This window comes from Streptomyces sp. NPDC041713 (assembly GCF_055591085.1).
On sequence record NZ_JBVIZY010000001.1, the window covers coordinates 715,486 to 740,467 of the forward strand.

General features: G+C 72.4%; 20 protein-coding genes. 12 read left to right on the forward strand and 8 right to left on the reverse strand.

Annotated elements, in window-relative coordinates:
* Positions 1–73: 73 nt before the first annotated feature.
* From ACZ6CV_RS03090 to ACZ6CV_RS03105, 4 genes are all read right to left on the reverse strand, one after another.
* Positions 74–688 (reverse strand): DUF4126 domain-containing protein, encoded by a 615-nt coding sequence (locus tag ACZ6CV_RS03090; RefSeq protein WP_362368235.1) that lies wholly within the window; start codon positions 686–688, stop codon positions 74–76.
* Positions 689–1,073: 385 nt separating this feature from the next.
* A complete protein-coding gene (locus ACZ6CV_RS03095; RefSeq protein WP_362377000.1) occupies positions 1,074–1,694 on the reverse strand; it encodes a TetR/AcrR family transcriptional regulator in 621 nt (206 codons plus the stop codon).
* 47 nt (positions 1,695–1,741) lie between these two features.
* Positions 1,742–3,826: a YhgE/Pip family protein gene (locus ACZ6CV_RS03100; RefSeq protein WP_469249170.1), complete on the reverse strand. Its 2,085-nt coding sequence runs from the start codon at positions 3,824–3,826 to the stop codon at positions 1,742–1,744.
* Positions 3,798–4,556 (reverse strand): ATP-binding cassette domain-containing protein, encoded by a 759-nt coding sequence (locus ACZ6CV_RS03105; RefSeq protein WP_469249608.1) that lies wholly within the window; start codon positions 4,554–4,556, stop codon positions 3,798–3,800. The genes ACZ6CV_RS03100 and ACZ6CV_RS03105 overlap by 29 nt, the downstream gene beginning before the upstream one ends.
* A 187-nt stretch (positions 4,557–4,743) precedes the next feature.
* Between ACZ6CV_RS03105 and ACZ6CV_RS03110 the strand changes: the two genes are divergently transcribed.
* The 3 genes from ACZ6CV_RS03110 to ACZ6CV_RS03120 all read left to right on the forward strand — a co-directional run bounded on the left by ACZ6CV_RS03110 (position 4,744) and on the right by ACZ6CV_RS03120 (position 6,915).
* Entirely contained in the window at positions 4,744–5,292 is a 549-nt protein-coding gene (locus tag ACZ6CV_RS03110) for an SAV_6107 family HEPN domain-containing protein (protein ID WP_469249173.1), read from the forward strand.
* A gap of 97 nt (positions 5,293–5,389) precedes the next feature.
* Positions 5,390–6,226: a class I SAM-dependent methyltransferase gene (locus tag ACZ6CV_RS03115; RefSeq protein ID WP_469249174.1), complete on the forward strand. Its 837-nt coding sequence runs from the start codon at positions 5,390–5,392 to the stop codon at positions 6,224–6,226.
* Between the two features lie 275 nt (positions 6,227–6,501).
* Entirely contained in the window at positions 6,502–6,915 is a 414-nt protein-coding gene (locus ACZ6CV_RS03120; protein ID WP_469249176.1) for a DUF3040 domain-containing protein, read from the forward strand.
* Between the two features lie 334 nt (positions 6,916–7,249).
* Here ACZ6CV_RS03120 and ACZ6CV_RS03125 read toward each other — a convergent pair whose 3' ends face one another.
* From ACZ6CV_RS03125 to ACZ6CV_RS03140, 4 genes are all read right to left on the reverse strand, one after another.
* Complete coding sequence (locus tag ACZ6CV_RS03125; RefSeq protein ID WP_469249178.1) at positions 7,250–9,679, reverse strand: transglutaminase TgpA family protein; 2,430 nt, start codon at positions 9,677–9,679, stop codon at positions 7,250–7,252.
* Positions 9,676–11,043, reverse strand: a complete 1,368-nt coding sequence (locus ACZ6CV_RS03130) for a DUF58 domain-containing protein (protein ID WP_469249180.1) — start codon at positions 11,041–11,043, stop codon at positions 9,676–9,678. Before ACZ6CV_RS03130 ends, ACZ6CV_RS03125 begins: the two co-directional genes overlap by 4 nt.
* Positions 11,043–12,065, reverse strand: coding sequence for an AAA family ATPase (locus ACZ6CV_RS03135; RefSeq protein WP_469249182.1), 1,023 nt, complete (start codon positions 12,063–12,065; stop codon positions 11,043–11,045). Before ACZ6CV_RS03135 ends, ACZ6CV_RS03130 begins: the two co-directional genes overlap by 1 nt.
* A 221-nt stretch (positions 12,066–12,286) precedes the next feature.
* Positions 12,287–12,850 carry a beta-class carbonic anhydrase gene (locus ACZ6CV_RS03140; protein WP_388666252.1) on the reverse strand — a complete coding sequence of 188 codons (564 nt, stop codon included), beginning with the start codon at positions 12,848–12,850 and terminating at the stop codon, positions 12,287–12,289.
* A 414-nt stretch (positions 12,851–13,264) separates the two neighbouring features.
* Between ACZ6CV_RS03140 and rsmH the strand changes: the two genes are divergently transcribed.
* The 9 genes from rsmH to murG all read left to right on the forward strand — a co-directional run bounded on the left by rsmH (position 13,265) and on the right by murG (position 24,969).
* Complete coding sequence (gene rsmH, locus ACZ6CV_RS03145) at positions 13,265–14,224, forward strand: 16S rRNA (cytosine(1402)-N(4))-methyltransferase RsmH (RefSeq protein ID WP_355813578.1); 960 nt, start codon at positions 13,265–13,267, stop codon at positions 14,222–14,224.
* A 99-nt stretch (positions 14,225–14,323) separates the two neighbouring features.
* Positions 14,324–14,929, forward strand: coding sequence for a cell division protein FtsL (gene ftsL / locus ACZ6CV_RS03150; protein ID WP_469249185.1), 606 nt, complete (start codon positions 14,324–14,326; stop codon positions 14,927–14,929).
* 5 nt (positions 14,930–14,934) lie between these two features.
* A complete protein-coding gene (locus ACZ6CV_RS03155; protein ID WP_469249187.1) occupies positions 14,935–16,893 on the forward strand; it encodes a peptidoglycan D,D-transpeptidase FtsI family protein in 1,959 nt (652 codons plus the stop codon).
* 27 nt (positions 16,894–16,920) lie between these two features.
* Positions 16,921–18,600: a UDP-N-acetylmuramoyl-L-alanyl-D-glutamate--2,6-diaminopimelate ligase gene (locus ACZ6CV_RS03160; RefSeq protein ID WP_469249189.1), complete on the forward strand. Its 1,680-nt coding sequence runs from the start codon at positions 16,921–16,923 to the stop codon at positions 18,598–18,600.
* Between the two features lie 4 nt (positions 18,601–18,604).
* Positions 18,605–20,020, forward strand: a complete 1,416-nt coding sequence (locus ACZ6CV_RS03165) for a UDP-N-acetylmuramoyl-tripeptide--D-alanyl-D-alanine ligase (protein ID WP_469249191.1) — start codon at positions 18,605–18,607, stop codon at positions 20,018–20,020.
* Positions 20,017–21,087: a phospho-N-acetylmuramoyl-pentapeptide-transferase gene (gene mraY, locus ACZ6CV_RS03170; protein ID WP_355813563.1), complete on the forward strand. Its 1,071-nt coding sequence runs from the start codon at positions 20,017–20,019 to the stop codon at positions 21,085–21,087. The genes ACZ6CV_RS03165 and mraY overlap by 4 nt, the downstream gene beginning before the upstream one ends.
* Positions 21,084–22,508 carry a UDP-N-acetylmuramoyl-L-alanine--D-glutamate ligase gene (gene murD / locus ACZ6CV_RS03175; RefSeq protein ID WP_469249194.1) on the forward strand — a complete coding sequence of 475 codons (1,425 nt, stop codon included), beginning with the start codon at positions 21,084–21,086 and terminating at the stop codon, positions 22,506–22,508. Before mraY ends, murD begins: the two co-directional genes overlap by 4 nt.
* A 49-nt stretch (positions 22,509–22,557) precedes the next feature.
* Positions 22,558–23,868, forward strand: a complete 1,311-nt coding sequence (gene ftsW / locus ACZ6CV_RS03180) for a putative lipid II flippase FtsW (RefSeq protein WP_469249196.1) — start codon at positions 22,558–22,560, stop codon at positions 23,866–23,868.
* Positions 23,869–23,874: 6 nt separating this feature from the next.
* Entirely contained in the window at positions 23,875–24,969 is a 1,095-nt protein-coding gene (gene murG, locus ACZ6CV_RS03185; protein WP_355813558.1) for an undecaprenyldiphospho-muramoylpentapeptide beta-N-acetylglucosaminyltransferase, read from the forward strand.
* Positions 24,970–24,982 lie beyond the last annotated feature (13 nt).

Sequence of the window (24,982 nt, forward strand, 5' to 3'; positions counted from 1 at the left end):
GGGACTTTATCGGCCGCCACCGACAGTCCCTCCCGGAGCCCCACCCGGGCGGGGTCTTCGTAAGGGCTGGGCCTCAGAACGGCGGTGGTCCGGTGCGGCCCGCGAGCCGCCTCTCCTCGCGCCGCTGCGCCCGGCGCCGCAGGAAGCGCCGGATCCGTGAGACGAGGAAGAACAGCAGGAACAGGCCGAGGAGCAGGAGGACGGCCGCGATGATCGCGGCGGCCTCCGGATAGAACATCGCGAAGCTGATGATGCCGCCGACCCCGAGGTCCTCGGCGGTGCTCAGCACGATGTTGCTGAACGGCTCGGGCGAGCTGTTGACCGCCATCCGCGTGCCGGCCTTCACCGCATGGCTGGCCAGCGCGGTCGAGCCGCCGACCGCGCCCGCGGCCAGATCCGGGAGGGATCCGCTCTGCCCCGCGAGGAGCGCCCCCACCACGGCGCCGGAGACCGGACGGATCACGGTGTGCACCGCGTCCCAGACCGAGTCGACGTACGGGATCTTGTCGGCCACCGCCTCGCACAGGAAGAGCACGCCGGCGGCGATGAGGACGTCGGGCCGCTGGAGCGCCTCGGGGACCTCGTCGCTGACACCGGTCGCTCCGAAGACGCCGAGCAGCAGGACAACGGCGTACGCGTTGATCCCGCTCGCCCAGCCGCTGGTGAAGACCAGGGGGAGTACGGACACGGACGTGATCGTAACCAGTCCAGGACGGCCCGGGCCGGGGTTGAGCGCCCACGTCTGAGTATCCGTACCTAGGGGGTGAGATGAGTACGCGCGCGGATGGGGTTTCACCTGCGCAGACGGAAGAGTGTGGGGCACGGAGAAGGGCGCGGCACCGGTACCGCCGACACGGGGCGGCGGAACCGTGCCGCGCCCTTGACCGCTCCTCCCGTCGCACGTCGGCGGGAGCGAGACACGGGGGTGACTCGGGGGCGACCGCACGGGGGCGAACGGGGGGTCGCGGGGGACGGGAGAAGCGCCGGGCCGGTGCCGCCAGGGAACGGGCGGCACCGGCCCGGCGCCTTTTCTCACGCGAGTCACGGCCGTCGGCCGCTCCGGAAGACGTCGGCTACGCGCGCGTGCCGCTCACCCGGCCCTGCAGCAGCCGCGAGAGCGCCGCGTGCACGTCGTCCAGCGAGCGCTCCGGCTGGAAGGCCTGCCAGTCCAGCGCGGCCACCAGGACCATGCCGACGAGCGCGGCGGCCGTCAGCGGGATGTCGATCTCCTCGCTGAGCTCGCCGCCCTCCACGCCCGCCCGCAGCACGTCCTCGACCACCGCGACGGCCTGCTGCCTGACCACGAGCAGGGTGGACTGCCAGGCCCGGTTGGTCCGCCACAGCTCGGCCACGTACAGCTGGGTGAAGGCCGGATAGCGGTTGATGAAGACCAGTCCGGCCCTGATCATCGCGTCCAGGGCGTCGACCTTGCTGCCGCCGCCGCGGTCCGCCTCCTCGGCGGCCTCCCTCAGGGAGGCGGCGAGCAGGCCCACACCGTGCCGCAGCAGCTCTTCGAAGAGGACCGACTTGCTGGCGAAGTTGTAGTAGACGGTGCCCTTCGCGACCCCGGCCCGCTCGGCGATCTCGTCGACCGTCGTGGCCGAGAAGCCCTGCTCGGCGATGAGCGTGACCGCGGCCTCGTAGAGCTTCTGCCGGGTGGCCTCGCGACGGGTGCTGCCTGCACTGCTGTCCATGGCCCCGATTCTCACAGGTCCAGCGGGCCGGCCGGGCGCCGCCGGCCTCACAGGGTCAGCTCCGGGTGCAGCCGGTCCAGCGTCCACACCTGCTTGCGGCGGGCGGAGAGCGCGGTGAGCGCGAGGGCGCCCACGGTGAAGGCCGTCAGGACCGCGCAGCCCTGCCAGACGGGGCCGAGGCCGCCGCCCGTGATGAGTCTGCGAAGCGCCTCGACGACGTAACTCATCGGCAGGAACGGGTGGATCGCGCTGAAGAAGCCGGGACTGGTCTGGACGGGGTACGTGCCGCCCGCCGACGTCAGCTGCAGCATCAGCGCGGCCAGGACGAGGATCCGCCCGGCCGCCCCGAAGCGGGCGTTGAGCCACTGCACGATCGCCGCGAAGCACGCCGTCACCAGGCACAGGAAGCCCACCGTCCCGGCCGCCCTGGCCATCTCCAGGCCGAGCCCCCAGTGCAGGACCGAAAGCAGCGCCGCCGTCTGGAGCACCCCCAGGGCGGCCACCGGGAGCCAGCCCGCGAACGCGATCCGCCACGCGGAGGCGCCCGCGGCGAGCGCGCGCCGGTTGAGCGGCTGGATCAGCATGTACGCCACCATCGCGCCGACCCACAAAGAGAGCGGGATGAAGTACGGGGCGAAGCCGGTGCCGTAGTTGGGCGCCTTGTGCAGCGACTGGGAGGCGAGCTGCACGGGGTCGGACATGACATCGGTGCGCTCGTCGCGGTCCTTCTTGTCGTAGTCCGGGATCTTCTTGACGCCGTCGTGCAGCCCGCCGGACAGCTTCGCCGACCCGTCGGCCAGCTTGAACAGGCCGCCCTTGAGGTCGCCGGCGCCCGTCTCCAGCTTGCCGAGGCCCGTGTCGAGGTCGACGGCGCCGGTCTTGGCCGTGCCGAGGCCCGTGTGCAGCTTCTTGGCGCCGTCGGCCACCTTGCCGGCGCCCTTGTTGAGCCGGTCGATCTGGGAGACGGCCTTCTCCAGGTCCTCGTCGAGGTGCGGGGCGCGGTCGGCGAGGGCCTGCGACTTCTTCTGCAGCGCGGTCAGGTTCTTGTCGAGCTGCTTGACGTCGCTGTCGTGGTCCTTGATCACGGTGTTCATGTCGTCCGCGATGGTCGACACGTTCTCCGCGGCCTCCTTGGCGTCCTTGATCCGCGGGCAGAACGGGTCGGGCACCGGGGCCTTCACGCAGCGGTCCGTGTAGAACCTGCCGATCGCCCGGGAGCCGTCCTTCGCGCCCTTGGCCGCGCCGGGCGCGAGCCTCACCCAGTCGTCCAGGTTGCGGTGCAGGGCCTTGGCGGAGTCGGCGACGAGCTGAGCGGTGTCCCCGATGGTCTTGCCGTTGTCCTTGAGGAACGGCCGTACCTGGCCGGCCGCGCCGTCGACCTTGTCGGCCAGCTTCTGGGTGCCGTCCGCGACCCGCTTGGAGCCGTCCTCCAGGTCGCCCGCGCCGGTGTGCAGCTTCTTGATGCCCCCGGCGAGGTCGCCGCTGCCCTTCTTGGCCTTCGTCAGGCCGTCCGCGAGGTCCTTGGAGCCCTTCTTCGCCTTGCCGATGCCGTCGTCCAGCTTGTCGGCGCCGTCGGCGGCCTTCTTGGTCTCGCCGTGGATGTCGGAGAACGAGATGAAGATCTTGTCGAGGAAGGAGCGCGACGCCTTCGTGGACGCGGCCGAGCGCACCTCGGAGAAGACCGTGCGCGAGATCTGCCCGACGATGTAGTTGTTGGCGTCGTTCGTCTTCACCCGGAGGGCGCCCGTCTCCGGAGAGGAGCCGGAACTCGACGCGATGCGCTTGCTGAAGTCCTCGGGCATCGTCAGCGACAGGTAGTACGTGCCGTCCTCGACGCCCTTGCGCGCCTCGGCGGAGCTCACCTCGTGCCACTCGAAGGACTTGCTGTCGCGCAGCCCCTCGACGATGTCGTCGCCCGCCGCGAGCTTCTTGCCCTGCGCGGTGGCCCCCTTGTCGTCGTTGACCAGCGCCACGGGTATCCGGTTCAGATGGCCGTACGGGTCCCAGAAGGACCACAGGTACAGGGCGCCGTACAGCAGGGGCAGCAGCAGGAGCGCGACGAGCGCGGCACGCGGCAGCTTCCCCCTGCCGAAGCGCCTGAGCTCAAGCGCGGCGAGCTTCGGCGAGCGCATCCGCCGTCTCCTTGTCGTCGTGGGAGGCCGAGGCGGCGTCCGAGGTCTTGGCGGGGCCGGTGCGGACCACGACGGCGCCCTCGGGTGCCTCGCTGCACACCGCGAGCACGGTCGTCCCCGACCGGGTGAGGGACGTCAACATGGCCCAGGCCTCGGTCCGTTCGGCGTCCGAGAGCTTCAGGTCGGCGTCGTCGACGCCCAGCACGCGCGGGCGGCCGATCAGGGCCAGGGCCACCGAGAGCCGCAGGACTTCGAGCCGCTCCAGGTCGCGCACGGAGGTCCGCCGGCCCTTGGGCAGCGTCTCCAGGTCGAGTCCGGCGGCCGCCAGCGCGGCGTCCACGCGCAGCCGCAGCTCCTGCCGCCGCTCGGCGCGCGGCCTGAGGAGTCCGCGCAGCGGTCCGCCGAACCGCCGCTCCAGGAGCGCCCGTTCCCGCAGATGCTCGGCCACGGTCAGGGCGGGGTCGAGGTCGGTCACGCCCGGCACAGGACCGAGCCCGCTGATCCGGCGCACCGCCGCCAGCTGCTCGGGCAGCCTGAAGCGGCCCACGGAGGCTTCGCCCTCGGTGGCGCGCATACGTCCCGTCAGCGCGAGCAGTAGACAGGTGCGGCCCGTCCCCGACGGGCCCTCGATCGCGGTCAGGGACCCGGGCTCCGCGGCGAACGTGACGCCGCGGAACGCCCAGCCCCGCGGCCCCTTGAGCCCGAACTCCTCGGCGGTGACGGCGGCCATGGGCACGCCGTCGGTCGGACCGTTCACAGTCCCCCCTGCCCCTCCTTTTGAACTGACTGGTCAGTACAAAAATAGGCCGGAACCATGCATCGTGGCAAAGGCCCAGGTCAGAGCCGATTGTCAGTGGCGTACTCCACGATGGGCACATACGGCCACTGCGCCGTCACACGACGACAGGAGGTTCGTCATGGCCAGCACGTCAGCAGCAGCCGCCCGACGGCACCGCGCCGCCGGCCCTGCCTCCGCACCGAGCGGCCCGGCGAGCGATGTCCACCCCGTCCTGCGCCGCGCCTCGGCCCCGCCGGCCGCCCTCGAACTGCTCGCCCAGGCCCGCGCCGGAGTCGACGAGGCCGCCCACCTGGACGCGCCGAACGAGCGGTATGCCACCGCCCACCTCGCCGCCCTGCGCACCGCCGCCGCCGTCCTCGCCGCGCGCGGCCGCCCCGAGACGACCCCGCGCCGCAGGCAGCGCATCCGCAGCGCCTGGGAAGTCCTCCCCGAGATCGCCCCCGAACTGACCGAGTGGAGCGCCCTGTTCGCCTCCGGTGCCGCCCGCCGGGCCCGCGCCGAGGCGGGCATCAGGGACGCCGCCACCACCCGTGACGCCGACGACCTCCTCCGCGACGTCGCCATGTTCCTGCGCATCGTCGAGCGGATGCTCGTCCTGCAGCCCGTGCTGCCCCAGCCCCGGCAGGAGTCGCAGGACGCCGGCCGACAGCCCCCGGACGCGGGCTGACCGGCGTGTCCGCACCCCGAGGCGGGTGGCCGGGGCACGGTGCGGCAGGCAATAGGGTGGAGGAAACAGCACCCCACGCGCCGAGGAGACAACTGCCGTGTCGGACCCGATGCGCCCGCCCGCCTCCCCTCACCCGTCCCCCGCGGCGTCGTTGCGCTCCGACCCCCCTCGTCCGCGCGCCTCCCTCCGTACCGCCGTGGTCTGGGACGTCCTGAAGGACGCCCTCGACCGCCGGGTCAAGGCCACCGGCAGGGAGTCCGACGCCGGACTCGACGTCCTCGACACCGGAGGCGGCAGCGGCAACTTCGCGGTGCCCGTCGCCCGCCTCGGCCACCGCGTCACCGTCGTCGACCCCAGCCCGAACGCCCTCTTCGCGCTGGAGCGCCGGGCCGCGGAGGCCGGGGTCGCCGAGCGGGTGCGCGGCGTCCAGGGCGACGTGCTCGGCCTCTTCGACGTGGTCGAGCGCGGCGGCTTCGACGCCGTCCTGTGCCACGGCGTCCTGGAGTACGTGGACGACCCCGCCGAGGGCGTGCGCCTCGCCGTCGACGCGCTGCGCCCCTCCGGCATCCTCAGCCTGCTCGGCGCCGGCCTCGGCGGCGCGGTGCTCGCGCGGGCGCTCGCCGGGCACTTCTCCGAGGCGCAGACGGCGCTCACCGACCCGGCGGGCCGCTGGGGCGAGGGCGACCCGGTGCCCCGGCGCTTCACCGCCGAGCAGCTCACCGGGCTCGTCGAGGCCGCGGGCGCCCGCGTCGACGCGGTGCACGGCGTCCGGGTCTTCGCAGACCTGGTCCCCGGCGTCCTGGTGGACACCGAACCGGGCGCCCTGGAGGCCCTCCTCAAGCTGGAGGCGGCCGCCGCGGAACTGCCCGCGTTCCACTCCGTGGCCACCCAGCTGCATGTGCTGGGCGAGGCGCGGGGTGCCGCAGAGGCTTGAGGTGCTCCCGCGGCCGCCCGGCTGATCAGGGGCGCAGCCGCACATGGAGTACGCCACAGGCCCCCCGAACGGGCTACGGGCGCCGTATGATCGAGGGACACCGTTCTGCATGACGGTTCGGCCGCTGGGGAATGCACGCTTCAGCGAGCCGGGGCGGCGTGAAGGTCCGGTTTGGCGAAGTTGGCGTAGAGGGGCGGGTTTCACGGGGGCGATTCCCTGCCTATCCTGAAGGGGACCCCCGGTCGCCCCGGCGACTGCACGATGAGGAGGACTCCGTGCCGCTCTCGGAGCACGAGCAGCGCATGCTCGAGCAGATGGAGCGAGCGCTGTACGCCGAAGATCCCAAGTTCGCGACAGCGCTTGAGGGAAGCGGGCTGCGTACGTACACCCGGAAGCGGGTCTACCAAGCGGTCGCGGGCTTCCTGGTGGGTATCGCCCTTCTCATGGCCGGAATGGTCGCCCAGCAGATCTGGATCAGCGTGGTGGGGTTCCTCGTCATGCTGGGCTGCGCGGTGCTCGCCGTCACCGGTTGGCGCAAGGCGCCGAAGCCGGGCGAACAGCCTTCGGGCGCGGCCACCGGGCCAGGCGGGGCGCCGACCCGCCGGCAGGCGAGGCAGCGCCGGTCCGTCATGAACCGCATCGAGGAGCGGTGGCAGCGCCGCCGCGACGAGCAACAGGGCGGTCAGTGAGCCCAGCGGCTCTCGACTGACCGAACAGACATACGCATCCATGAGGGGTGACCGCCACCGGGCGGCCACCCCTCACGCGTGCGTGGGGCCGGAAGGCGGGTCGCGGGGTGGTGGAGCGCCGGTGGACCGGCGGCGCGTTCGCCGGGGGCGGCGGCCTGTGGTGCAGCAGCTTGCCCGGGCGGCGCCTGGTGGTGCGGCAGCTCGCCGTTGGCCGGAGCCGTACTAGGCTCCCCGGCCGGGCCCCCGGAGAGCCGTCCTAGGCCCCCGCCAGGGTTCGCCGGAGCCGTCCAGGCCCCCGCCGACCGACCCGAGCCGGCCTCCGTTCGGCGGGGGCTCAGCCGCCCTGACCGGCCCTTCTCGGCAGCCTGCGGGTGAGGGCTGCCCACTGGCGGGCGGTTCGCTCGCGTCGGCGTGTGCCGAGCGCCGCCCAGCGGTCCGAGACCGCCCACACCACCCGCGCGGCCGAACGCGGCGCGAGCAGCACCCGTAGCCGCGTGCCCCGGCCCACCGAGGCGTTCAGGCCCTCCCTGACCCGCTGCACGTCCTCGGCGAGACCGGTCGCCAACTGCGGCCGCGGAGCGTAGAGCACCTGCTCGACCGCGGCCGCCAGCCGGTGGACGGCCGCCGCGGGCCCGGCGGCCAGCTGCCCGACGCGGACGATCCGCTCCGCCGCCTTGCGCGGGGTCTGTGACTCGTCCGGCGCAATGCCGTGGTCCCAGGCCGTGTCCGTCACCTCCAGCCACGCGGCCAGGGTTCGCGCCGCCGCGTCCGCCCCGGTGCGGCCGCGGGCGCCGAGCCGGACCGCCCGTGCCCGGGTCCGCCACAGCAGCGGCAGCAGCGGCAGCACGATCAGGAGCAGCGCCGTCAGGGTGATGCCCACGATCGTCCCGACGGGCGGGCCGTCACCGCCCGAACCGGCCGCGATCTGCGGGGCGGCGCTCTCACAGCCACCCTGCCTCCGCATGTCCCGCGGGCAGGTGTCCGACGCGGAGGGCGCCGCGGACGGCTCGGAGGAGGTGGCCGGCTCCGGGGTGTCCGGGTCGCTCGTGCCCCCGGACGGCGTGTCCGGGCGCGCGTACTCGGGGACCGTGCCGCGGCGCGGCGTCGGCTCGAAGCGGGTCCAGCCCACGCCCTCGAAGTAGAGCTCGGGCCAGGCGTGCGCGTCGCGCAGCCCGACCGACATCGAGCCGTCGCTCTGCGCGGTCCCCGGCGTGAAGCCCACCGCGACCCGGGCCGGTATCCCCAGCGTCCGGGCCATGGAGGCCATCGCGAAGGAGAAGTGGACGCAGAAGCCCTCCTTCTGCTTGAGGAACCGCTCGATCGCGGAGGGACCGCTGCCCGCGCGGACCTGCGTGTTGTACGAGAACCCGCCGTCCGAGGCGAAGTAGTCCTGGAGCTTGACCGCCTGCTCGTACGGGTTCGCGGCGCCCTTGGTGACCTGGCGGGCGGTGTCCTCGACCATCCGGGGGAGCGAGTCCGGCACCTTGGTGAACTCGCGCCGCAGGCCGTCCGGCGGGGCGGGGGCGGCGGCGAGCTGCTGGGCCGTGGGCGCCACGACCAAACTCTTCACCTGGTAGCGCGCGCCCCGCGTGGTCTGGCCCCGGTCGCCGACCAGGGAGCGGCCCACCGGCTCGTACCGCCACCGTCCGTCGATCTTCACCTGGCTGGCCGGGAACGGCATGGGCAGCCAGTTCTGCACATAGTTGTCCGCGGCCGTGAGGTTGGTCTGGATCTCGGTCCTGCGGACATCGGGACTCAGGCCCCGCGGGTCCGGCAGCGGCGTCCGCACGTCCTCGATGCGCCGGACGGTGGTCTTCCACGTCGTGCCGTCGAACTGGTCGAGCGAGACGATCCGCAAGTACAGGTCGTCGGTCGTCTCGGCGTTCGTACGGTACGAGAGGACCTCGCGGTCCTCCGGCTGGTTCAGGCTGTCCTGCAGCGCGACCAGCGGGTTCACCGCGGAGATCGTGCCGCCGCCCCCCGAGCCGTCGCCGCCGGGACCGCCGTTGCCGTCCAGGAGGCCGCCGTCCAGGGCGGGCAGCGCCAGCGGCACCACCAGGGCGATGCCCAGCGCGAGCGCTCCGATGCGCCGTCCCGTACGGACCGGGGCGAGCGCCCCGCCGTTGCTCTCCAGGCCCGCGGAGACCCTCCCCGGCGCGCGCGCCGCGCCGCCGAACACCCGGCCCCACTGGGAGAGCCGGTCCCGGCCCTCCGCCAGGAGCAGCAGCAGATAGCCGGCCGCGGCCAGCAGGAACCACAGCCAGTCGGCGGCGCCGCTCCCGGAGAGCCCCGCCGCGACCGAGTACAGGGCGAGCAGCGGAAGTCCGGCCGGGGCCGCCGTACGGAACGTCACCGCGAGCGCGTCCACGGCGAGGCCGACCAGCAGGACGCCGCCGACCAGCATCAGCCGGATGCCGTCGCTCAGCGGCGCCGGGATCATGTAGCGGCTGACGTCCTCGCCGCCCGCCTCCAGGAGCACGCCGAACCGCTGGAAGGCCTCGGGCCCCGGCACGATCCCGCCGAAGGCCTGCTCACGGGCGAACACCAGGGTCAGCAGGAGCAGCGTCACCAGGGCCTGCACCGCCACGGTGAGCGGCCGGGCCAGCGGCACCCGCCGGGCCAGCGCGCCCACCCCGCTCTGCAGCATCAGCAGGATCGCGGCCTGCACGAACCACGTCGCCGGCTCGACGAGCGGCATCAGCGCGCTCGACGCCATCAGGGTGGCCGCGGTGGCACACACCGCGAGCCGTGCGCGTCCGCTCATGCCCAACCCCCGGTCGTCGTGCCCGCGGCGGGCGCCGGGCCCGCGCTCGTACGGGCGTGGTCCGCCTGCTGCCACAGCTCCTCCAGGCGCGCCCCCGGGGCCACCGCGAGCGCCGTCCAGCCCGCCTCGCGGAGCATCCGCACCCGCGCCTGCCCGGCGTCGGAGGGACCGGTGCCCGGCCCCTGCGCCCAGGCCGCGCCGTCCAGCACGAAGGCGACCGCGGCGCCGCTGCGCTGGCGCATCTTGGCGACCACCGCCGCCTGGTCCTCCGCCAGATCGCCGAGGAAGGCGACGAGGAGGCCTTCGTTTCCGCCGCGCAGCACGTCGTAGGCACGGGAGAGACCGGCGCCGTCCGAGTGGTCGATCACCGCGAGGGTGTCCATCATCAGTCCGGCGGCGTCCGCCGACTCCTGGCTCGCGCCCGCGAAGCCGTCCGAACCCTCGCCCGGCACGGAGGTGCCGGTGTCGGTCAACAGACGGACCGAGAAGCCGCGTTCGAGCATGTGGACCAAGGCGGACGCGGTGCCCGAGACCGCCCACTCGAAGGCCGAGTCCGGCCCCGCGCCGTGGAAGCCCACGCCCCGGGTGTCCAGGAGCACAGTGCAGCGGGCCCGCTGCGGCTGCTCCTCGCGGCGCACCATCAGCTCGCCGTACCGCGCGGTGGAGCGCCAGTGCACCCGGCGCAGATCGTCGCCGTGCCGGTACCCGCGCGGGATCACGTCGTCCTCGCCGGCCAGCGCCAGCGAGCGGTTGCGCCCGTCGCCGTACCCCTTCGCCTCACCGGTGAGCCGCACCGGGGGCAGCGCCTCCACGCGCGGGATGACGGTCAGGGTGTCGTACGTCGAGAAGGAGCGCGTCAGTTCGCACATGCCGAACGGGTCCGTCAGGCGCAGCTGCAGGGGCCCCAGCGGATAGCGCCCCCGCAGGTCGGAGCGGACGCGGTAGGACACCTCGCGGCGGCCGCCCGCCTCGACCCGGTCGAGCACGAAGCGGGGGCGCGGCCCGAGGACGTAGGGCACCCGGTCCTGGAGCATGAGCAGCCCGGTGGGCAGCCGCGAGATGTTGTCCATCCGCAGATGGACGCGGGCCTCCGAAGCGGCGGGCACGCGCGCGGGGGAGAGCCTGCGGCTGCCCGCGACCCGGTAGCGGGTGCGGAACAGCACGGTGGCGCACACCAGCGGCAGCACGGCGAGCAGCAGGCCGACGCGCAGCAGGTCGCCCTGGCCCAGGACATAGGCGCAGATGGCCGCGGCGACACCGGCCGCGAGGAAGGAGCGCCCGCGGGTGGTCAGCCCCGCGAGAGCCGTGCGCAGCCCGCCCTTGTTGTCCTCGGCGGGGCTCGTCGGCGGCCCCCCGGCCGCCATCAAAGCCTCCGGGCGCCGGGCGGCTGCTGGTTGAAGTAGGCGCCGGCGCCCGGCTGGTGGGCGGCGGGCACCGGGGTGCGCTGCAGGATCTCCAGGACGACGGACTCGGCCGTACGACGGTTCAACTGGGCCTGCGCGGTGGGCAGCAGGCGGTGCGCGAGGACCGCGACGGCCAGGGCCTGCACGTCGTCCGGCAGGGCGTACTCCCGGCCGCTGAGCGCCGCGGAGGCCTTGGCGGCGCGCAGCAGGTGCAGGGTCGCGCGCGGGGACGCGCCGAGTCTGAGGTCGGGGTGGCTGCGGGTCGCGGCGACCAGATCCACCGCGTACCTGCGGACGGGGTCGGCCACGTGGACCGTGCGCACGGCGTCGATGAGCTTCACGATCTCGTGCGCGTGCGCCACCGGCTGGAGGTCGTCCAGGGGGGAGACGCCGCCGTGGATGTCGAGCATCTGCAGCTCGGCCTCCGGGCCCGGATAGCCGATCGAGACGCGCGCCATGAAGCGGTCGCGCTGCGCCTCGGGCAGGGGATAGGTCCCCTCCATCTCGACCGGGTTCTGGGTGGCCACCACCATGAAGGGACTGGGCAGTTCGTAGGTCTGCCCGTCGATGGTCACCTGGCGCTCCTCCATGGACTCCAGGAGCGCGGACTGCGTCTTCGGCGAGGCGCGGTTGATCTCGTCGCCGATCACGATCTGCGCGAAGATCGCCCCCGGCTTGAACTCGAAGTCCCTGCGCTGCTGGTCGAAGATGGACACCCCGGTGATGTCCGAGGGCAGCAGATCCGGTGTGAACTGGATCCGTCGCACGGAGCAGTCGATGGACCGCGCGAGCGCCTTGGCGAGCATGGTCTTGCCCACGCCCGGCACATCCTCGATGAGCAGGTGCCCCTCCGCCAGGAGCACGGTCAGCGAAAGCCGTACGACCTCTGGCTTGCCCTCGATCACACCCTCCACCGACCTGCGCACACGCTCCGCAGTGGCGGTCAGATCTGTGAGGCTCGCTCGATCTTCATAGGTCGTCACCCGGCCCTCCTCGGCCCTTCCCCACGCTCTTGAGGAGCAGGGAATCCCCATTTCCGGGCCGCCACGACAGCGCGCGACCCGGTACACCCCGAATTCACGGACATCACGCGTGAAAGCTTCTGCGGGATGTCACCCCCGCATTGTTGTTGGGCATACCGGGTCGTGTCACTTGCCTGTGGATAACTGGCGCCGATTTGTCGGGTCTTACGCCTTTTTGTCAGTCACGCAGGGTCGATCTCCCGCAGCAGACCCGAGGTCACGTCGAACACGAATCCGCGGACGTCGTCGGTGTGCGGCAGGAACGGCGAGGTCCGCACGCGCGCCATCGACTGCCGCACGTCCTGCTCGACGTCGGAGAACGACTCCACCGCCCAGGACGGACGCTGGCCGATCTCACGCTCCAGCTCCTGCCGGAAGTCCTCGGTGAGGGACTCCAGACCGCAGTTGGTGTGGTGGATCAGGACGACGCTGCGGGTGCCGAGCGCCCGCTGGCTAATGGTCAGGGAGCGGATCACGTCATCGGTGACCACACCGCCGGCGTTGCGGATGGTGTGGCAGTCGCCCAGCTCCAGACCGAGCGCGCGGTGCAGGTCGATGCGGGCGTCCATGCAGGCGACGACGGCGACCTGGAGGACGGGGGCGGCGCCCATCCCGGGGTCGGTGAACTGCGCGGCGTACTTTTCGTTCGCCTCGACGAGGCGGTCGGTCACCGTACCGACGGTTATGCCGCCGGTGGGCTCAGCGGGCGTGGGATCCGAGGAGGCTGCGGAAGTCGACATAGTCATGACGTTAATGGCCGCTGATCTCCCGGGCCCGCTGTGAGAAGGGACAAAGAACGCCAAAAACTCTTGTTGTGAGCTAACCCACAGAGGCCGCCGACCTGCGGCCGAACGGGTGATTCCACCGGATGCGCACCCCCGTCGACGACCGGCCCGCGACGCGCAGGCCGGTTGATTGACCGGGCGACACCGTGGACTAAAGTGACGCGAAGCGGGAGACGTGACCTGCTCCCCGCTGGACCGCACATCCCGGGGATTCCCTGAATCCCCCCACGTGCGCGGCGCGTACGTACGGCTCGGCCTCCTCCCGCTCCCGGTCGGCTGACGCCACTTCCCCGGCGCCAGCAGTCCATTCCCCTTCACGGAGCGGGTGGGGACCCGGCGGTGCGTGCGCACCCGCGCCGGACCTGAGAGGGCCCCTTGAGCGACAACAGCCGACATGTCCCGGTGATGCTCCAGCGGTGCCTGGACATGTTGGCCCCCGCGCTCGCCGAGCCGGGCGCCGTCGTCGTCGACTGCACCCTGGGCCTCGGCGGGCACAGCGAGGCCCTCCTCGCCACCTTCCCCGCCGCCCGCCTCGTCGCCCTGGACCGCGACAAGGAGGCGCTGCGCCTGTCCGGTGAGCGCCTCGCCCCCTACGGCGACCGCGCCACCCTGGTGCACGCGGTCTACGACGAACTCCCCGATGTGCTGGACCGCCTGGACATCCCGCGCGTGCAGGGCGTCCTCTTCGACCTCGGCGTCTCCTCCATGCAACTGGACGAGGCGGACCGGGGATTCGCGTACGCCCAGGACGCGCCCCTGGACATGCGCATGGACCAGACGACCGGCATCAGCGCGGCCGAGGTCCTCAACACCTACGCGCCCGGCGAACTGGTCCGCATCCTGCGGGCGTACGGCGAGGAGAAGCAGGCCAAGCGCATCGTCGGCGCCGTCGTGCGCGAGCGCGAGAAGGAGCCGTTCAGCAACAGCGCGCGGCTCGTCGACCTCATCCGCGACGCGCTGCCGCAGGCCGCCAAGCGCACCGGCGGCAACCCCGCCAAGCGCACCTTCCAGGCCCTGCGCATCGAGGTCAACGGCGAGCTGAGCGTCCTGGAGCGGGCCGTCCCCGCGGCCGTACAGGCGCTCGCCGTCGGCGGACGGATCGCCGTCCTGTCGTACCAGTCGCTCGAGGACCGGCTGGTCAAGCAGGTGCTGGCGGCGGGCGCCGCGACGACCGCGCCGCCCGGCCTTCCGGTCGTCCCCGAGCGCTACCAGCCGCGCCTGAAGCTCCTGACGCGCGGCGCGGAACTCCCCACCGAGGAGGAGATCGCCGAGAACCGCCGGGCGGCCCCGGCGCGGCTGCGCGGCGCGGAGCGCATCCGTGAGGACGTCGGGTGACCTCCAGCGCCTGTCCGGCGGGCAGGCCGTGGCCCCCACCGGCCCCCGGGCACCGCCCGCCGAGCAGAACCCGCTGATCAGAGTCCGCGAGGAGGCTCCATGAGCAAGAAGCCCGAGTTGCGGGGGAGGGCCGCACGCCTCGCCCGGCTGCTGCCGCAGGGGCCGAACCAGGCCGCGCGCACCCCCTTCGTCCTCCTCGTCGTGCTGCTCCTGGGCAGCGGCCTCATCACGCTGCTCATCCTGAACTCCGCGCTCAACGAGGGCTCGTTCCAGCTCAGCGAGTTGAAGAAGCAGACCAAGGACCTCACCGAGGAGGAGCAGGAGCTCCAGCGCGACGTGGACGGCTACGCCGCTCCCGAGGCCCTGCAGCGCCGCGCCCGCGAGCTCGGCATGGTCCCCGGCGGCGACCCGGCCTTCCTCGACCCCGACGGCACCGTCCGGGGCGTGCCCGGCGCCGCCACGGCCGAGCCCTCCTCGTTCGGCTACCCCGCGCCGCGCCCGCAGGAGGTGGCCTCCCCGGCGGCCACCGTCTCGGTCCCGGCCGCACCCCCCGGCGCGCCGCAGGGCCCCGTCCCCGACCCGCCCGCCCCGGCGTCCGGCGCCCAGCCGCCCGCCCCGCCCACCGCGTCGGCGCCCGGCCCCGCCGGCCAGGCGCCCGCCGCCCCCGCGCCCCCGCCCGCCCCCACGACGACCTCCGGCAGGTGACGCACGTGTCCGACAGGGAACCCCCGCGACGCCGGGTGCCCAGGCCCGCGAAGCCCGCCCCCTCCGCCCGGTCCGGCGCCCCGCGCCGCCCGACGCCGGGCGGCCGTCCCGCGCAGCGCCGGCCCGCGGGCAAAGGCAAGGCGCGCACCATCCGCCTCGGCAGCCCCCGGCCACGGCTGCGCATGGTCAGCCTCGGTCTGACGCTGGTGATGCTGGCGTTCGTCGTACGACTGCTCCAGGTGCAGGCCGTCGACGCCAGCGCGTACGCGGCCAAGGCCGAGAAGAACCGCTACTTCACGCACACCCTGGCCGCCGAGCGCGGCCGCATCACCGACCGCGGCGGCGTCGAACTGGCCGCCAGCGTGGACGCGTACGACATCACCGCCGACCCCACGCTGTTCACGCCCAAGGAGATGAAGACCGAGGACGCGCCCGAGCAGGCGGCCGCGCTGCTCGCCCCGATCCTGGGCAAGTCCGTCGACGAGCTCACGAAGAAGCTCAAGACCCCGGACACCCGTTACGTCCTGCTGGCCCGCCGCCAGACCCCCCAGGTGTGGAAGCAGATCAAGGACCTGCGCGGCGCGCTCGCCGAACGGGCGGGCACCGACCCGGACTCCCCGAACGTGCTGGCCGGCGTCCTCGCCGATCCCAGCAGCAAGCGGGTCTACCCCAACGACGAGCTGGCCGCCGGGATACTGGGCTGGGTCAACGCCGACGGCAAGGGCGCGGGCGGCCTGGAGCAGCAGCTCGACAAGCAGCTCGCGGGCGAGGACGGCAAGATCAAGTACGCCCAGTCCGGCGGCCGCCAGGTGCCGACCGCGGGCTCCACGGAGACGCCGGCCGTGCCCGGCTCGGACGTCGAGCTCACCATCGACCGCGACATCCAGTGGGCCGCGCAGAACGCCATCACCGAGCAGGTCGGGAAGTCCAATGCCGACCGCGGGTACGTGATAGTGCAGGACACACGGACCGGTGAGGTCCTGGCGATGGCCAACGCCCCGGGCTTCGACCCGAACGACCTCTCGGAGGCGAACAGCGCGGCGCTCGGCAACGCCTCCCTCCAGGACGCGTTCGAGCCCGGCTCCACCGCGAAGGTCATGTCGATGGCCGCCGTCCTGGAGGAGGACGCCGCCACCCCCGGCACCCATGTGACGGTGCCCAACCGCCTGCACCGGGGCGACCGCCTCTTCCAGGACGACATCGACCACCCGACCTGGCAGCTGACGCTCAACGGCGTGCTCGCCAAGTCCTCGAACATCGGCACGATCCTCGCCACCGGCGAGCTGGGCAAGACGCAGAAGGAGGCCAACCAGGTCCTCTACTCGTATCTGCGCAAGTTCGGCATCGGCAAGGAGACCGGGCTCGGCTTCCCCGGCGAGACCTCCGGCATCTTCGCGCCCGCCAAGAAGTGGTCCACCTCGCAGCAGTTCACCATCCCGTTCGGCCAGGGCTTCTCGATCAACGCCATGCAGGCGGCCTCGGTCTACTCGACCATCGCCAACGGCGGCGTACGCGTCGAACCCACCCTGGTGCGCGGCACGAAGGGCCCCGACGGCCGCTTCACGCCCGCGCCCCGGCCGAGGAAGACCCGGGTGGTCAGCGAGAAGACCGCGAAGAGCGTGTCGCAGATGCTGGAGTCCGTCGTCGACGACGAAGAGGGCACCGGCACCAAGGCCCGCATCCCCGGCTACCGCGTCGCGGGCAAGACCGGTACGGCCAACCGGGTCGATCCGGCGACCGGCCGCTACAAGGGCTACACCTCGTCCTTCGCCGGTTTCGCCCCCGCCGACAAGCCGCGCGTCACGGTCTACTGCGCGATCCAGAACGCCACCAGGGGCAGCTACTTCGGCGGCCAGATCTGCGGCCCCATCTACAAGGAAGTCATGGAGTTCGCCCTCAAGACGCTCCAAGTCCCGCCCACCGGAGGAGCCCCGGCCCGCCTCCCGGTGACCTTCAAGCCCTGAGACCGACGGACCCACCAGGAACCGCCCGTGACAACGATCACCCCGGACCCGGGGAACCACCCCGCGCCACGCCCCTCACTTCGCCCCACGGGGGGTGCGCCCGGTACGCTCACCGCCGTGCCACACGCTGATCAGTCCCAAACCACCCAGAAGGGCGCTCCCGTGACATATCCGGGACCGCCGCGGCCCGTCCAGGTCTCACCGGCCGCACTGACGGAGCTCGCAGCACAGCTGGGCGTCGCCGAACCGGGAACCCCGGGAGCCCCGGCCACCGCCGGCAGCACGGAGATCACCGGCATCACGCACGACTCCCGCGCGGTGCGCCCCGGCGACATCTACGCGGCGCTGCCCGGCGCCCGGATGCACGGCGCCGACTTCGTCGCGCAGGCCGCCGACCTCGGTGCCGCGGCCATCCTCACCGACCCGACCGGCGCCGACCGCGCGGCCGTGACCGGCCTGCCGGTCCTGGTCGTCGACAGCCCGCGCGCCCACATGGGCGAACTGGCCGCGACGGTCTACGGCCACCCGGGCCGCGACCTGCTGCAGATCGGCATCACCGGCACCTCCGGCAAGACGACCACCGCGTATCTGATCGAGGGCGGCCTCAAGGGCGTCCGTTCGACCGGGCTGATCGGCACGGTCGAGATGCGCATCGGCGACGAGCGCATCAAGTCGGAGCGCACGACCCCCGAAGCCACCGATCTCCAGGCGCTGTTCGCGGTGATGCGCGAGCGCGGCGTCGAGGCGGTCGCCATGGAGGTCTCCAGCCACGCGCTGGTGCTCGGGCGGGTGGACGGCTGCGTCTTCGACGTCGCCGTCTTCAACAACCTCAGCCCGGAGCACATGGAGTTCCACTCCGGCATGGAGGACTACTTCCAGGCCAAGGCGCAGCTGTTCACCCGGCGCCGCTCGCGGCTCGGGGTGGTCAACTTCGACGACGAGTACGGGCGTCGGCTCATCACCGAGTCGGAGGTGCCCGTCACCACCTTCTCCGCCGAGGGGCACCCGGACGCCGACTGGCGCGCGGAGGACGTCGACGTCCGGCTGTTCGACTCCACGTTCGTCGCGGTCGGCCCCAAGGGCGAGCGGATCACCGCAAAGTCGCCGCTCGCGGGCCCCTTCAACGTCGCCAACACGCTCGCCGCGATCGTCGCGCTGGCCGTCGCCGGGATCGACCCGCAGCAGGCCGCCGACGGTGTCGCCGCGGTGCCCGGCGTCCCCGGCCGCCTGGAGCGCATCGACGCCGGCCAGCCCTACCTCGCCGTCGTCGACTACGCGCACAAGACGGACGCCGTCGAATCGGTGCTGCGCGCGCTGCGCAAGGTCACCGAGGGCAAGCTGCACATCGTGCTCGGCTGCGGCGGCGACCGCGACAAGACCAAGCGGATGCCGATGGGCGCGGCCGCGGCCCGCCTCGCCGACACCGCCGTACTGACCTCCGACAACCCCCGTGGCGAGGACCCCCTCGCGATCCTCGCCACGATGCTCGCCGGCGCCGCCGAGGTGCCGGCCCACGAGCGCGGCGACGTCGCCGTGTTCGAGGACCGGGCGGCCGCCATCCGCGCGGCCGTCCGCCGCGCGGAGCCGGGTGACACCGTCCTCGTCGCCGGCAAGGGCCACGAGCAGGGACAGGACATCGCCGGGGTGGTGCGTCCCTTCGACGACCGCCAGGTGCTTCGCGAAGCTATCCAGCAAACCCAGGGATGAAGTTGTGATCGCCCTCTCCCTCGCCGAGATCGCCACCGTCGTCGGCGGGCAGACGTACGACATACCGGATCCGGCCGTCCAGGTCACCGGACCCGTCGTCCGGGACTCCCGTGAGGTGGAGCCCGGAAGCCTCTTCGTCGCCTTCGTCGGCGAGCGCGTCGACGGCCACGACTACGCGGCCGACGTGGTCGCCGCGGGCGCCGTCGCCGTGCTCGCCGCACGGCCCGTCGGCGTGCCCGCGATCGTCGTCGACGACGTCCAGGCGGCGATCGGCGCCCTCGCGCGCCACGTCGTGCGGCGGCTCGGCGCCACCCTCGTCGCGCTGACCGGCTCGGTCGGCAAGACCAGCTCCAAGGACCTGCTCGCGCAGGTGCTGCGGCGCAAGGCGCCCACGGTCTTCACGCCGGGCTCGCTGAACAACGAGATCGGCCTGCCGCTGACCGCGCTCAGCGCCACGGACGAGACGCGGTTCCTCGTCCTGGAGATGGGAGCGCGCGGAATCGGCCACATCCGGTACCTCACCGAGCTGACACCGCCGAAGATCGGCCTCGTCCTGAACGTCGGCACCGCCCACATCGGCGAGTTCGGCGGTCGCGAGCAGATCGCGATCGCGAAGGGCGAGCTCGTCGAGTCGCTGCCCGCGGACGGCGCCGCCGTGCTCAACGCCGACGACCCCCTCGTCCGCGCGATGGCGTCGCGCACGAAGGCCCGCGTGCTCCTCTTCGGAGAGGCCGACGACGCCGACGTACGCGCGGAGAATGTCCGGCTCACAGAGAACGGACAGCCCGCTTTTACGCTGCACACACCCTCCGGGTGCAGCGACGTGACCTTGCGGCTGTACGGTGAGCACCACGTGTCGAACGCGCTTGCCGCGGCCGCCGTCGCCCATGAGCTGGGCATGTCCGTGGACGAGATCGCCCTCGCGCTCTCCGAGGCGGGCACGCTGTCCCGCTGGCGGATGGAGGTCACCGAGCGCCCGGACGGCGTGACGGTCGTCAACGACGCCTACAACGCGAACCCCGAGTCCATGCGAGCCGCCCTGCGCGCGCTCGCGGCCATGGGCAAGGGGCGCCGTACGTGGGCGGTGCTCGGTCAGATGGCCGAGCTCGGGGACGAGGGTCTCGCCGAACACGACGCGGTCGGACGCCTGGCCGTCCGGCTCAACGTGAGCAAGCTCGTGGCAGTCGGGGGCAGGGAAGCGTCCTGGCTCCAACTGGGCGCATACAACGAGGGTTCGTGGGGTGAGGAGTCGGTGCACGTGTCCGACGCACAGGCGGCGATCGACCTGTTGCGCAGCGAGCTGCGCCCGGGAGACGTCGTGCTGGTGAAGGCGTCCAGGTCGGTCGGTCTAGAGAAGGTCGCCACGGCGCTGCTCGACGACGGCGCAGGGTCTTCCGAGGGGCAGGTCTCCGGCCGATGAGGCAGATCCTCTTCGCGGGCGTGATCGGGCTCTTCCTGACCCTGGTCGGCACCCCGCTGCTGATCAAGCTCCTGGCCCGCAAGGGCTATGGCCAGTTCATCCGGGACGACGGCCCGCGCGAGCACCACAGCAAGCGCGGTACGCCGACCATGGGTGGCATCGCCTTCATCCTGGCCACGCTCATCGCGTACTTCCTCACGAAGATCATCACCGGCACGGAGACCACGCTCTCCGGCCTCCTGGTGCTCTTCCTGATGGCGGGCATGGGCCTCGTCGGCTTCCTCGACGACTACATCAAGATCGTCAAGCAGCGCTCGCTCGGTCTGCGCGCCAAGGCCAAGATGGCGGGCCAGCTGATCGTCGGCATCGGCTTCGCCGTGCTCGCGCTGAACTGGCCGGACAACCGCAACCAGACCCCGGCCTCCACCAAGCTGTCGTTCGTCACGGACTTCGGCTGGTCGATCGGCCCGGTCCTGTTCGTGGTCTGGGCGCTGTTCATGATCCTCGCGATGTCGAACGGCGTGAACCTCACCGACGGCCTGGACGGCCTCGCCACCGGCGCCTCGGTGATGGTCTTCGGCGCCTACACCTTCATCGGCGTGTGGCAGTACCAGGAGTCGTGCGCCAACGCGGTCACGCTGACCAACCCGCAGGCCTGCTTCGAGGTCAGGGACCCGCTCGACCTCGCCGTCGTGGCCTCCGCGCTGATGGGCGCCTGTTTCGGCTTCCTGTGGTGGAACACCTCGCCCGCCAAGATCTTCATGGGTGACACCGGCTCGCTGGCCCTCGGCGGCGCGCTCGCCGGCCTCGCGATCTGCTCGCGCACCGAGCTGCTCCTCGCGCTGCTCGGCGGCCTCTTCGTGATGATCACCATGTCGGTCGTCATCCAGGTCGGCTCGTTCAAGCTGACCGGGAAGCGCGTCTTCCGGATGGCGCCGCTGCAGCACCACTTCGAACTCAAGGGGTGGTCCGAGGTCCTTGTCGTGGTCCGCTTCTGGATCATCCAGGGCATGTGCGTGATCGTCGGCCTCGGCCTCTTCTACGCGGGATGGGCAGCGGAAAAGTGACCACTGGGTCCGACTGGCAGGGCAAGCACATCACCGTCGCCGGCCTCGGCGTGAGCGGCATCAGCGCCGCCCGCGCCCTGGCCGGCCTCGGCGCGTCGGTCACCGTCGTCGACGGCGGCGCGGGAGCGGCCCACGAGGAGCGCGCCGCGGCGCTGCGGGCCGACGGCGTCACCGTACGGCTGGGCGACGCCGAGACACTGCCCGAGGGCACCGCCCTGGTGGTCACCTCGCCGGGCTGGAAGCCGTCCTCGCCGCTCTTCGCGGCGGCCGCCACGGCAGGCGTGGACGTCATCGGCGACGTCGAGCTCGCCTGGCGGCTGCGCGGCCCCGGCGCGGCGCCCTGGCTCGCCGTCACGGGCACCAACGGCAAGACCACGACCACGCAGATGCTCGCCTCGATCCTGCACGCCGGCGGCCTGCGCACGGCCGCGGTCGGCAACATCGGCACCCCGATCGTGGACGTGATCCTGGAGGGCGATGACGCGTACGACGTGCTCGCCGTCGAGCTCTCCTCGTACCAGCTGCACTGGGCGCCCTCGTTGCGCGCCCACTCCGCGACCGTCCTCAACCTCGCGCCCGACCACCTCGACTGGCACGGCTCCATGGAGGCGTACGCCGCCGACAAGGGCCGCATCTACGAGGGCAACCAGGTCGCGTGCGTCTACAACGTCGCCGACAAGGCCACCGAGGACCTGGTCCGCGAGGCCGACGTCGAAGAGGGCTGCCGCGCCATCGGTTTCACGCTGAACGCGCCCGCGCCCTCGCAACTCGGTGTCGTGGACGGCATCCTGGTCGACCGTGCCTTCGTGCCGGACCGCCAGAAGCAGGCCCAGGAGCTCGCCGAGGTCTCTGACGTCCAGCCGCCCGCGCCGCACAACATCGCCAACGCGCTGGCCGCTGCGGGCCTCGCCCGCGCCTTCGGCGTCGAGGCCACCGCGGTCCGCGACGGGCTGCGCGCCTTCCGCCCCGACGCCCACCGCATCGAGCACGTCGCCGACGTCGCGGGCGTCGCCTACATCGACGACTCCAAGGCCACCAACACCCACGCCGCACAGGCGTCGTTGGCGGCGTACGAGCCGATCGTCTGGATCGCCGGCGGCCTCGCCAAGGGAGCCACCTTCGACGAGCTCGTCGGCGCCGCGGCGAAGCGGCTGCGCGGCGTCGTGCTCATCGGCGCCGACCGCGCGCTGATCCGTGAAGCCCTCGCGCGACACGCCCCCGAGGTCCCGGTCGTCGACCTCGACCGGACCGACACTGGGGCGATGTCCGAGGCGGTACGGCGGGCGGCGGAGCTGGCCCGGCCGGGGGACACCGTCCTGATGGCCCCGGCCTGTGCGTCGATGGACATGTTCACCAACTACAACAAGCGTGGTGAAGCGTTCGCGGACGCCGTCCGCGAACTCGGCGCCACGCGCGCCTGACCGGGCCGACCGCCCGGCGGGGCGCCGGGCACACCCTTGGGAGGGGAACGTGGCCAGGTCTTCCGTGCGGGTCGCCAAACGACCGGCTCCGACGCGCGCCAGAGGAGCCTCCCACCCGCCGGGCGAGAGCGGGCCCCGGCGGCTCTACACCCGGCTCAGGCGGGCCTGGGACCGGCCGCTCACCGCGTACTACCTGATTTTCGGCAGTAGCCTGCTCATCACCGTGCTGGGCCTGGTGATGGTCTACTCGGCGTCGATGATCCAGGCGCTGCAGCTGAACCTGCCCGCCTCGTACTTCTTCCGCAAGCAGTTCGTGGCGGCCGTGCTCGGCACGGGTCTGCTGCTCGTCGCCATGCGGATGCCCATCAAGCTGCACCGCGCGCTCGCCTACCCGATCCTCGCGGTGACCGTCTTCCTGATGGTCCTCGTACAGATCCCGGGGATAGGGCGCAGCGTCAACGGCAACCAGAACTGGATCTATCTGGGCGGCCCGTTCCAGCTGCAGCCCAGTGAGTTCGGCAAGCTCGCCCTCGTGCTGTGGGGCGCCGATCTGCTCGCCCGTAAACACGACAAGCGGCTGCTGACCCAGTGGAAACACATGCTGGTGCCGCTCGTCCCGGTCGCCTTCATGCTGCTCGGACTCATCATGCTCGGCGGCGACATGGGCACCGCGATCATTCTCACCGCGATCCTCTTCGGACTGCTCTGGCTCGCGGGCGCACCCACCCGGCTCTTCGCCGGTGTGCTCAGCATCGCGGCCCTGCTCGGTGTGATTCTCATCAAGACCAGCCCCAACCGGATGGCCAGGCTCGCCTGCATCGGCGCCACCGATCCGGGCCCCGGCGACCAGTGCTGGCAGGCCGTGCACGGGATCTACGCCCTCGCCTCCGGCGGATTCTTCGGTTCCGGACTCGGCGCGAGTGTGGAAAAATGGGGTCAACTGCCCGAACCACACACCGACTTCATCTTCGCCATCACGGGGGAGGAACTCGGCCTGGCAGGGACACTGTCGGTGCTCGCCCTGTTCGCGGCTCTAGGCTATGCGGGTATCCGCGTGGCCGGACGCACGGAGGACCCCTTCGTGAGGTATGCCGCGGGAGGCGTGACCACCTGGATCACGGCGCAGGCCGTGATCAACGTAGGTGCGGTGCTCGGTCTGCTGCCGATCGCCGGTGTCCCGCTCCCGCTGTTCTCCTACGGGGGTTCGGCCCTGCTGCCGACCATGTTCGCCATCGGACTCCTCATCGCCTTCGCGCGATCGGACCCGGCGGCGAAGGCGGCCCTGGCCATGCGGCAACCTCGGGTGAGATGGAACACGATGAGACGGCGCGTCACGGCGCGTTCGTCCGGAGAGCGGTGAATTTCGGTGCATGTCGTACTCGCCGGTGGGGGGACCGCCGGCCACATCGAGCCCGCGCTCGCCCTCGCGGACGCCCTGCGGAGGCAGGACCCGACCGTGGGCATCACGGCCCTGGGCACGGAGCGTGGACTCGAAACCCGACTCGTACCCGAGCGGGGCTACGAACTGGCGCTGATCCCGGCCGTACCCCTGCCGCGCAAGCCCACCCCTGAGCTGATCACCGTCCCGGGACGGCTGCGCGGCACCATCAAGGCGGCCGAGCAGATCCTGGAGCGCACCAAGGCGGACTGCGTCGTCGGCTTCGGCGGCTACGTGGCCCTGCCCGGCTACCTCGCGGCCAAGCGGACCGGGACGCCGATCGTGGTGCACGAGGCCAACGCGCGCCCCGGCCTCGCCAACAAGATCGGCTCGCGGTACGCGCACGGGGTGGCCGTCGCCACCCCCGACAGCAAGCTGCGCAACTCCCGCTACATCGGCATCCCGTTGCGGCACACCATCGCGACGCTGGACCGGGCCCGGGTCCGCCCGGAGGCGCGCGCCGCCTTCGGCCTCGACCCCAACCTGCCGACGCTGCTCGTCTCCGGCGGCTCACAGGGCGCACGGCGGCTCAACGAGGTCGTCCAGCAGGCCGCTCCGGTGCTGCAGCGCGCGGGCATCCAGATCCTGCACGCGGTCGGCCCGAAGAACGAATTGCCGCAGGTGCAGCAGATGCCGGGGATGCCCCCGTACATCCCGGTACCGTACGTGGACCGGATGGACCTCGCGTACGCCGCGGCCGACATGATGCTCTGCCGCGCGGGCGCGATGACCGTGGCCGAACTCTCCGCCGTCGGGCTGCCCGCCGCGTACGTCCCGCTGCCGATCGGCAACGGCGAACAGCGGCTCAACGCCCAGCCGGTGGTCAAGGCGGGCGGCGGACTCCTCGTCGACGACGCGGAACTGACCCCGGAGTGGGTCCAGGGCAACGTCCTGCCCGTCCTGGCGGATCCGCACCGGCTGTACGAGATGTCCCGCGCCGCCTCGGAGTTCGGCCGCAGGGACGCCGACGACCTCCTCGTCGGCATGGTGTACGAGGCGATTGCGTCACGCCGCAACGCGTGAGAAGGCAGGGGAC

Bases quoted from the DNA above. Each gene is read 5' to 3' on its own strand.
- ACZ6CV_RS03095 (WP_362377000.1), bottom strand. From the start codon at position 1,694: ATGGACAGCAGTGCAGGCAGCACCCGTCGCGAGGCCACCCGGCAGAAG.
- ACZ6CV_RS03100 (WP_469249170.1), bottom strand. From the start codon at position 3,826: ATGCGCTCGCCGAAGCTCGCCGCGCTTGAGCTCAGGCGCTTCGGCAGG.
- ACZ6CV_RS03105 (WP_469249608.1), bottom strand. From the start codon at position 4,556: ATGGCCGCCGTCACCGCCGAGGAGTTCGGGCTCAAGGGGCCGCGGGGC.
- ACZ6CV_RS03110 (WP_469249173.1), top strand. From the start codon at position 4,744: ATGGCCAGCACGTCAGCAGCAGCCGCCCGACGGCACCGCGCCGCCGGC.
- ACZ6CV_RS03125 (WP_469249178.1), bottom strand. From the start codon at position 9,679: ATGAGCGGACGCGCACGGCTCGCGGTGTGTGCCACCGCGGCCACCCTG.
- ACZ6CV_RS03130 (WP_469249180.1), bottom strand. From the start codon at position 11,043: ATGGCGGCCGGGGGGCCGCCGACGAGCCCCGCCGAGGACAACAAGGGC.
- ACZ6CV_RS03140 (WP_388666252.1), bottom strand. From the start codon at position 12,850: ATGACTATGTCGACTTCCGCAGCCTCCTCGGATCCCACGCCCGCTGAG.
- ftsL (WP_469249185.1), top strand. From the start codon at position 14,324: ATGAGCAAGAAGCCCGAGTTGCGGGGGAGGGCCGCACGCCTCGCCCGG.
- mraY (WP_355813563.1), top strand. From the start codon at position 20,017: ATGAGGCAGATCCTCTTCGCGGGCGTGATCGGGCTCTTCCTGACCCTG.